5 protein-coding genes are annotated in these 8412 nt (G+C 33.2%); 3 read left to right on the top strand and 2 right to left on the bottom strand.

What is annotated here, in order from left to right:
* Together ACHZC3_RS09895 and gyrA are read right to left on the bottom strand one after the other, a co-directional pair.
* Nucleotides 1–902: tetratricopeptide repeat protein (locus ACHZC3_RS09895; protein WP_394759702.1), on the bottom strand; the 902-nt coding region annotated here is incomplete at its 3' end.
* 89 nt (nt 903–991) lie between these two features.
* The gene (gene gyrA, locus ACHZC3_RS09890; protein WP_394759701.1) at nt 992–3613 is read right to left on the bottom strand and encodes a DNA gyrase subunit A; all 2622 of its coding nucleotides are present in this window, start codon (nt 3611–3613) and stop codon (nt 992–994) included.
* 257 nt (nt 3614–3870) lie between these two features.
* Between gyrA and ACHZC3_RS09885 the strand changes: the two genes are divergently transcribed.
* From ACHZC3_RS09885 to ACHZC3_RS09875, 3 genes are all read left to right on the top strand, one after another.
* The gene (locus tag ACHZC3_RS09885; RefSeq protein ID WP_394759700.1) at nt 3871–6423 is read left to right on the top strand and encodes an ATP-dependent Clp protease ATP-binding subunit; all 2553 of its coding nucleotides are present in this window, start codon (nt 3871–3873) and stop codon (nt 6421–6423) included.
* Between the two features lie 144 nt (nt 6424–6567).
* The gene (gene rimK, locus ACHZC3_RS09880; protein ID WP_394759699.1) at nt 6568–7938 is read left to right on the top strand and encodes a 30S ribosomal protein S6--L-glutamate ligase; all 1371 of its coding nucleotides are present in this window, start codon (nt 6568–6570) and stop codon (nt 7936–7938) included.
* Between the two features lie 50 nt (nt 7939–7988).
* A partial coding sequence (locus tag ACHZC3_RS09875; protein WP_394759698.1) for a class I SAM-dependent methyltransferase occupies nt 7989–8412 on the top strand: 424 nt, incomplete at its 3' end.

The following is an 8412-nucleotide window of genomic DNA, read 5'->3' as shown; positions in this document are numbered from 1 at the left end:
AGTTTTTTGTACATATCCAAATCATTTGTTTTATAATACAAATTTGCTTCGGTAATAATTAGAGATGTATCGTCTGGATTGGCAGCTCTTGCATCTGAAATTGATTTTTTTGCTCCTGGAACATCGTCTTTAGCAATATACGCCATAGCAAGGTTCTTGTAAATTTCTCCCCTTTTTGATGGTGTTTTTTCAATTCTAGGATTTGAATGTGTTCCTATTTTTACTGCAACATCTCTTTCTGCAAGCGTATTAAAATAATCTTCTTGATCGTTTGCTTTATTCTTTGCTAAATAATTTGTTCCTTCTCCTGTATAATTTGAAGCATTTAGCTCATTATACAATTTGATAGCGTTATTATAATCTTCAGCTCTTAATGCATAATCCGCCGCAACAAATAATCTTTCTTTATCTTTCTTGTCTAATTGATAAATTGCATAAGCAACTTGCGAAACTTCTTTGTATTTTTTTTGAGCGTCTAATGCTATAACAAATTGCCACAGGGTTGGTTTAAAGCTATTTATAGTCTCATTTATATCATCAGTATAAATCTTTTTTCCAGATTTTTTTTCAAAATCTAGTGTTGCATTTAACCCCGAAGAAAGTTCTAATATGTTTTTTATATTAATTAAACTCGCTATTTGCATTGGTGTTGCACTAGCTCCTAAAGCATTTATTTCTAGAATTGGCAACATACCTTTATAAAAATCTGCATATATTTTGTCGCTTTCTTCAATCGCTACATCTCCAAATTTTATAGCATTTTTTTTATAATCAACTAAATCAGAATCTAAAATAGTTTCTTTTGCATAAATTTTCTTCAATGTTTTTAATTCATCCTTCTGAGCAAAAGTAGCTGCTGAGATGAATAATGCTCCTGCTATTATTACATATTTTGTTTTCATAGAATATGATTTTATCTTTTTTTATTTAAAATTTAAAATACAAATTTCAATATCTGTGCCAAATATTGAAATTCGCATTAATTAACTAATTATGCTTCGTCGTCAGAATCATCATCTGCATCTTCTGAATCGTCTTCAACTTCTTCGTCAGAATCATCATCATCGTCATCATCAGCTGTTCCGTCGTCTTCAAGAACTTCTAATACTGGTTTAACTCTTTCAATTGCAGATTCGATAATATTTCCATCTTCATCAACAAGAACTTCCTCTACATCATCTTTCATTACTTTTGTAACTGCTGCGATAGAATCTTTACCTTTTAAGTTAATTAGTTTTACACCTTGCGTTGCACGACCCATTACACGTAAATCTTCTACAGCCATTCTGATGGTTAATCCAGATTTATTGATAATCATTAAATCATCAGCATCTGTAACAGAATTTATAGAAATAAGTTGTCCTGTTTTCTCTGTAATATTAAGGGTTTTAACTCCTTTTCCACCACGATTTGTAATTCTGTATTCATCAAGACTAGAACGTTTTCCGTATCCGTTTTCGGCAACAACAAGAATTTCACTATTCATATCATTTACAGAAACCATTCCGATTACTTCATCAGATTCGTCTTTAAGTCTAATTCCACGAACTCCAGAAGCTGTTCTTCCCATTGGTCGAGTTTTAGTTTCTTCAAAACGAAGTAATTTACCTGATTTTACAGCTACGATTATTTGACTGTTTCCATCTGTTAATTCGGCCGATAATAATTCGTCACCTTCTTTGATAGTAATAGCTGCAACACCATTTACACGTGGTTTAGAATATTTATCTAAAGATGTTTTCTTAACCAATCCTTTCTTAGTAACCATAATTAAATTATGGCTAGTTGTATAGTCTTTGTCTTTTAAGTCTTGTGTACAGATAAACGCTTTTACTTTATCGTCACTTTCTATATTAATTAAGTTTTGTAAAGCACGTCCTTTTGCTGTTTTACTTCCTTCTGGAATTTCGTAAACACGCATCCAATAACATTTTCCTTTTTGGGTAAAGAACATCATATATTGATGGTTTGTAGCCACATACATGTGTTCTAAGAAATCGGCATCACGAGTTCCAGCAGATTTTTGACCTACTCCTCCTCTATTTTGTGTTTTGTATTCATTAAGATTTGTACGTTTTATGTATCCTGCGTGAGAAATTGTAATCACTACATTTTCGTCGGCAATTAAATCTTCTATACTAACATCTCCACCTGAATATTCAATTTGAGAACGACGTTCGTCACCATATTTGGCACGCATGTCCTCAAGTTCTTCTTTGATTAATGCAGTTCTTAAGTTCACATCAGCCAATAAAGCTTTCAAATGCTCAATTAATTTCATTAATTCTTCATATTCAGCTCTTAATTTGTCTTGTTCTAGACCAGTTAATTGACGCAAACGCATTTCTACGATTGCACGTGCCTGAATATCAGAAAGTTTAAATCTTTCGATTAATTTTTCTTTGGCTTCATCGGTGTTTTTAGAAGCTCGAATTAAAGCAATTACTTCATCAATATTATCCGAAGCAATGATTAAACCTTCTAATATATGTGCTCTTTCTTCTGCTTTTCTTAAATCAAACTGAGTTCTACGAACCACTACATCATGACGGTGTTCTACAAAATAATGAATCAAATCTTTTAGATTCAACATTTGAGGACGACCTTTTACTAGCGCAATATTATTTACACTAAATGAAGATTGTAATTGGGTATATTTATAAAGTGTGTTTAATACAACGTTTGGAGTTGCATCACGTTTCAATATATAAACGATACGCATACCGTTTCTATCCGATTCATCACGAATGTTCGATATACCTTCAATTTTTTTATCATTAACCAAATCGGCCGTACGTTTAATCATATCGGCTTTATTCACTTGGTAAGGAATCTCGCTCACGATTATACATTCGCGACCATCAACCTCTTCAAAACCAACTTTTGCACGCATTACAATACGTCCACGACCAGTTTTAAAAGCTTCACGAACACCTTCGTAACCATATATTATACCACCTGTTGGAAAGTCTGGTGCTTTAATATGGTGCATTAACTCATCAATCTCGATATCGTTATTTTCAAGGTAAGCTAAAGTACCATTAATAACTTCTGTTAAGTTGTGTGGTGGCATATTTGTTGCCATACCAACTGCAATTCCTGTTGCTCCGTTTATTAATAAAGTAGGAACTTTAGTAGGCATTACTTTTGGCTCGTATAAAGTATCATCAAAGTTTAACTGAAAATCGACAGTTTCTTTTTCTATATCTGCCATAATTTCTTCCGAAATTTTACGCATTCTAGCTTCCGTATAACGCATGGCTGCAGGACTATCTCCATCTACAGAACCAAAGTTACCTTGACCATCTACTAACAAATAACGCAAAGACCATTCTTGAGCCATACGAACCATAGCATCATATACTGATGTATCTCCGTGTGGGTGATATTTACCTAAAACTTCTCCGACAATTCTCGCAGATTTCTTGTGGGCAGATTTTGAAGTTATTCCTAAATCATACATACCATATAAAACCCTTCTGTGAACTGGTTTTAAACCATCTCTTACATCAGGTAAGGCACGCGATACAATAACCGACATCGAATAATCGATGTAAGCTGTTTTCATTTCGTCTTCAATGTTAATTGGTATTAACTTTTCTCCTGTCGACATACTATATTTATGTTTAATTATCTAATTTTAAAAATCCTGCTAATATAAGCTTTCTCGATTATTTTTTACACACATAATAATAGAATTTTCTTATTTTTATTAACAATATTAAAGGTTCTTTTGGTTAATAAATAATAGATACTTTAACACTTGTTTTTGAATATTTTTTTGTCAATTAGCTGTCAGTACATTTGGTGCGGAATGATTTTTGCATTTCTATTGATAAATCACTAAATTTACATTAACAAGATATAATTATGGATGATAATTTTTCACCAAGAGTCAAAGATGTAATTACTTATAGTAAGGAAGAAGCCTTGCGTTTGGGTCACGATTTTATTGGTACCGAACATTTAATGTTGGGTATTTTACGTGACGGAAATGGGACTGCTATTTCTATATTAAATAATCTTTCTATCGATTTAGATCATTTACGTAGGAAAGTCGAAATACTAAGCCCTGCCAATCCAAATGTAATTGTGAGCAACGATAAGAAAAATTTACATCTTACAAGACAGGCCGAAAGAGCTCTGAAAACTACTTTTCTAGAAGCTAAAGTTTTTCAAGCTACTTCAATAAGTACTGCACATTTATTGCTATGTATTTTACGTAACGAGAATGACCCAACGACCAAACTCCTCAATAAGCTAAAAATTGACTACGATGTAGCCAAAGAACAATATTTAAATATGACACCAAGTAACAACGAAGAAGATTTTCAAGATAATTTCCCCAAAAACGAATCCTCTTATGGAGATGATTCAGGACAAGATGACAGCCTAAAAGGAGATAATTTTAATAATCCTGCCAATAAATCGAATAAAAAATCTAAAACGCCTGTTCTAGATAATTTTGGGAGAGATTTAACAGAAATGGCTGAAGAAGGCAAACTCGATCCGGTTGTGGGACGTGAAAAAGAAATAGAACGAGTTTCTCAAATTTTGAGTCGAAGAAAAAAGAACAATCCCTTACTTATTGGAGAACCTGGGGTTGGAAAATCTGCGATTGCAGAAGGTTTGGCTTTGCGTATTATACAAAAGAAAGTTTCTAGAATATTATTCGGAAAAAGGGTTGTTACTCTAGATTTAGCTAGTCTTGTTGCTGGTACAAAATACCGCGGACAGTTTGAAGAGCGAATGAAAGCTGTAATGAATGAGCTAGAAAAGAATGATGACATTATTCTTTTTATAGATGAAATTCATACAATTGTAGGTGCTGGTGGCGCAACTGGCTCATTGGATGCTTCCAACATGTTTAAACCAGCTTTAGCAAGAGGTGAAATTCAATGTATCGGAGCTACAACATTAGATGAATATCGTCAATACATAGAAAAAGATGGAGCATTAGAGCGTCGTTTTCAGAAGGTAATAGTCGAACCTACATCTGTAGAAGAAACCATTACCATCTTACATAATATTAAAGACAAATACGAAGATCATCACAATGTAACCTATAGCGACGAAGCGATTGAAGCTTGCGTTAAGCTAACCAATAGATATATGTCTGATCGTTTTTTACCAGACAAAGCTATAGATGCACTGGACGAAGCGGGATCACGTGTTCACATCACGAACATAGATGTTCCTAAGAAAATCCTTGATTTAGAACGTCAGTTAGAAGAAGTTCGTGAACTTAAAAATTCTGTAGTAAAAAGACAGAAATATGAGGAAGCGGCGAAACTACGTGATGATGAGAAAAAAATAGAAAAAGACTTAGCAATCGCTCAAGAAGAATGGGATGATGATGCTAAAAACAATAAAATCCATGTAACTGAAGACAATGTTGCCGATGTTGTTTCGATGATGACAGGAATTCCTGTAAATCGTATTGCACAAACCGAAAGTAATAAATTAGCACATTTACCAGAACTTATTCAAAACAAAGTAATCGGACAAAACGAAGCGGTACTAAAAATCGCCCGTTCTATTCAACGAAATCGTGCTGGATTAAAAGATCCAAACCGACCAATTGGTTCCTTTATTTTCCTAGGACAAACTGGTGTTGGTAAAACACAATTAGCCAAGGTTTTAGCAAAAGAATTATTCGATTCAGAAGATGCGCTTGTTCGTATTGACATGAGTGAATATATGGAAAAATTTGCCATTTCTCGTCTAGTTGGAGCACCTCCAGGATATGTAGGTTATGAAGAAGGCGGACAACTAACAGAAAAAGTCCGTCGCAAACCGTATTGTGTCGTTTTATTAGACGAAATAGAAAAAGCACATCCAGATGTTTTCAATATGATGTTACAAGTACTTGATGATGGATTTATGACCGATAGTTTAGGTCGAAAAATTGATTTCAAGAATACTATTATTATCATGACTTCAAATGTTGGAGCACGACAATTGAAAGATTTTGGTCAAGGAGTAGGTTTTGGAACTGCTGCCAAAGTTTCTCAAGCAGACGATAATTCCAAAAGTATCATCGAAAATGCATTAAAGAAAACATTTGCACCAGAATTCCTAAACAGAATTGACGATGTAATTGTATTTAATGCTTTAGAAAAAGAAGATATTAATTCAATTATCGAAATTGAGTTAAACAAATTATATGCTCGTGTTAAAGAATTAGGCTATTCTCTTTCTTTATCTGACAAAGCAAAAGCTTATGTTGCCGAAAAAGGATTCGATAGACAATTTGGAGCAAGACCATTAAAACGTGCTATTCAAAAATATGTAGAAGACGTACTTGCTGAGGAAATTATCACTTCAAAAATAGCTACAGGCGACGAAATATTTATGGATATAGAAGAAAATGCTACTGAATTGAGTGTGAAAATTCTGAAAGCAGAAGAGCCAACTAAATAATAGCTTTTATTATTCCCTTATAGTAAACCCGTTACGTTTTTATAACATAACGGGTTTATACTTTATAAGAGATTCTGCATTTTTTTTGAAAACAAATATTTACTTTTGATATTTATTTAAATACGTTTAAAACAATTCAATTATATGTTACCACAAAAACTAATTCTAGGTAGTGAAGAATGGTGTTCTTTTCCAGATTTGAATATTCCAATTATCAAAGCCAGAGTAGACTCGGGAGCAAAAACTTCGGCATTGCATGCAATTAATATTTCGCCTTTTATTCGTGACAATGAAAACTGGGTAAAATTTGATATAAATCCCATTCAAAACAATACTAAAGCTGTCAAACATTGTGAAGCAAAATTAATTGACAAACGTGTTGTAAAAAGCTCTAGCGGCTATAGAGAACAACGTTATGTAATACAGACACAATTAAAAATTGACGATAACATTTGGACAATCGAAATGACATTGACCAATAGAGACTCAATGGGTTTTCGCATGCTTTTGGGACGTGAAGCTATGAGTGGAAGAATTCTTGTAGATCCAGAACAAAAATATTTATTAGGACAACCATCAGTAGAAACTATAAAATCATTTTATCAAAGTTCCGAAGAACCAAAAAGTGGATTACGAATTGGCTTATTAGCCAGTAATCCTGAGTTGTATAGTAACAAACGTATCATGGAAGCTGGCGAAATGCGTGGTCACGAAATGTTCTTTTTAAATATTAAAGAATGTTATATGAAACTAGACGCTACAACTCCAGAAATTCATTATCGTGGTGGAAAAGTTCTAGATAATTTTGATGCCGTTATTCCCAGAATTCGTCCAAGTATTACATTTTATGGTTGTGCATTAACAAGGCAATTTGAAGCATTGAAGGTTTTTTGTTTAAATTCTGCAGCAGCGATAACACAATCTCGAGACAAATTATATTCTCTACAATTACTTCTAAACCATGGTGTAGATATTCCAACGACAGGTTTTGCAAATTCTCCATTAGATACAGATGATTTAATAAAAATGGTTGGCGGATCGCCACTTATCGTAAAATTACTAGAAGGAACGCAAGGAAAAGGAGTAGTTTTAGCAGAAACAAAAAAAGCGGCTGAATCAGTAATTAACGCTTTCAAAAGTTTGAATGTTAATATATTAGTTCAAGAATTTATCAAAGAAGCAAATGGTAAAGATTTAAGATTATTTGTTGTAGATGGTAAAGTTGTAGCTGCAATTCAGCGTGAAGCTTTGCCTGGAGAATTTAGAGCCAACATCCATTTAGGTGGTTCAGCATCTGTCATAAAACCAACAATTGAAGAAAAAAGGATTGCCATAAAAGCTGCAAAAGCAATGGATCTGAAGGTAGCAGGTGTCGATATTATTCGTTCTTCAAAAGGACCATTATTATTAGAAGTAAATTCTTCGCCTGGTTTAGAAGGTATTGAAGGAGCTACTCATAAAGATATTGCTGGTGAAATGATCAAAGCCATTGAGAAGAATTTTAAAATAAAATAATAACTCTTTCAAAAAAGAATACTTTTGTAAAGCCAAAATCGAGTAAAATAATGAAAGAAACCGAGGAAATACTAGAAGTAAATAAACGCCAAAAAGAGTTTTATAATTCGACCGAAAAAGGTAAAGGAAATATTGCAACAACTTTATGGGCGGCTTTTAGAAATGGGATTTTAAGTGATTTTAGACAAAAATTTGATATTAAAGACCGTGTTTACGACGAACATAAAATTTGGCTTGGAGATATTAGTAATAAGAAAATACTAGATTTAGGTTGTTTAAAAGGAAATTACTTGTCTATTTATATGGCGCAAAATGCCAAGGAATATATTGGAATAGATTTGAGTGATGTATCTATTGCTGTTCTTCAACAAAAGATTGAACAAAATAACTGCAAAAATGCCTCAGCAATTTCAGTCGATTTTCTGTCGCCAGAATTCTCCCAAACTAACTTTGATATTATATATGCTTATGGGG

The organism is Flavobacterium sp. (assembly GCF_043720215.1).
Lineage (GTDB): Bacteria > Bacteroidota > Bacteroidia > Flavobacteriales > Flavobacteriaceae > Flavobacterium.
The sequence above is the reverse complement of the archived record's forward strand: the minus strand, read 5'-3'. Positions and strand labels throughout refer to the sequence as shown.

Bases quoted from the DNA above. Each gene is read 5' to 3' on its own strand.
- rimK (WP_394759699.1), top strand. From the start codon at position 6,568: ATGTTACCACAAAAACTAATTCTAGGTAGTGAAGAATGGTGTTCTTTT.
- gyrA (WP_394759701.1), bottom strand. From the start codon at position 3,613: ATGTCGACAGGAGAAAAGTTAATACCAATTAACATTGAAGACGAAATG.
- ACHZC3_RS09885 (WP_394759700.1), top strand. From the start codon at position 3,871: ATGGATGATAATTTTTCACCAAGAGTCAAAGATGTAATTACTTATAGT.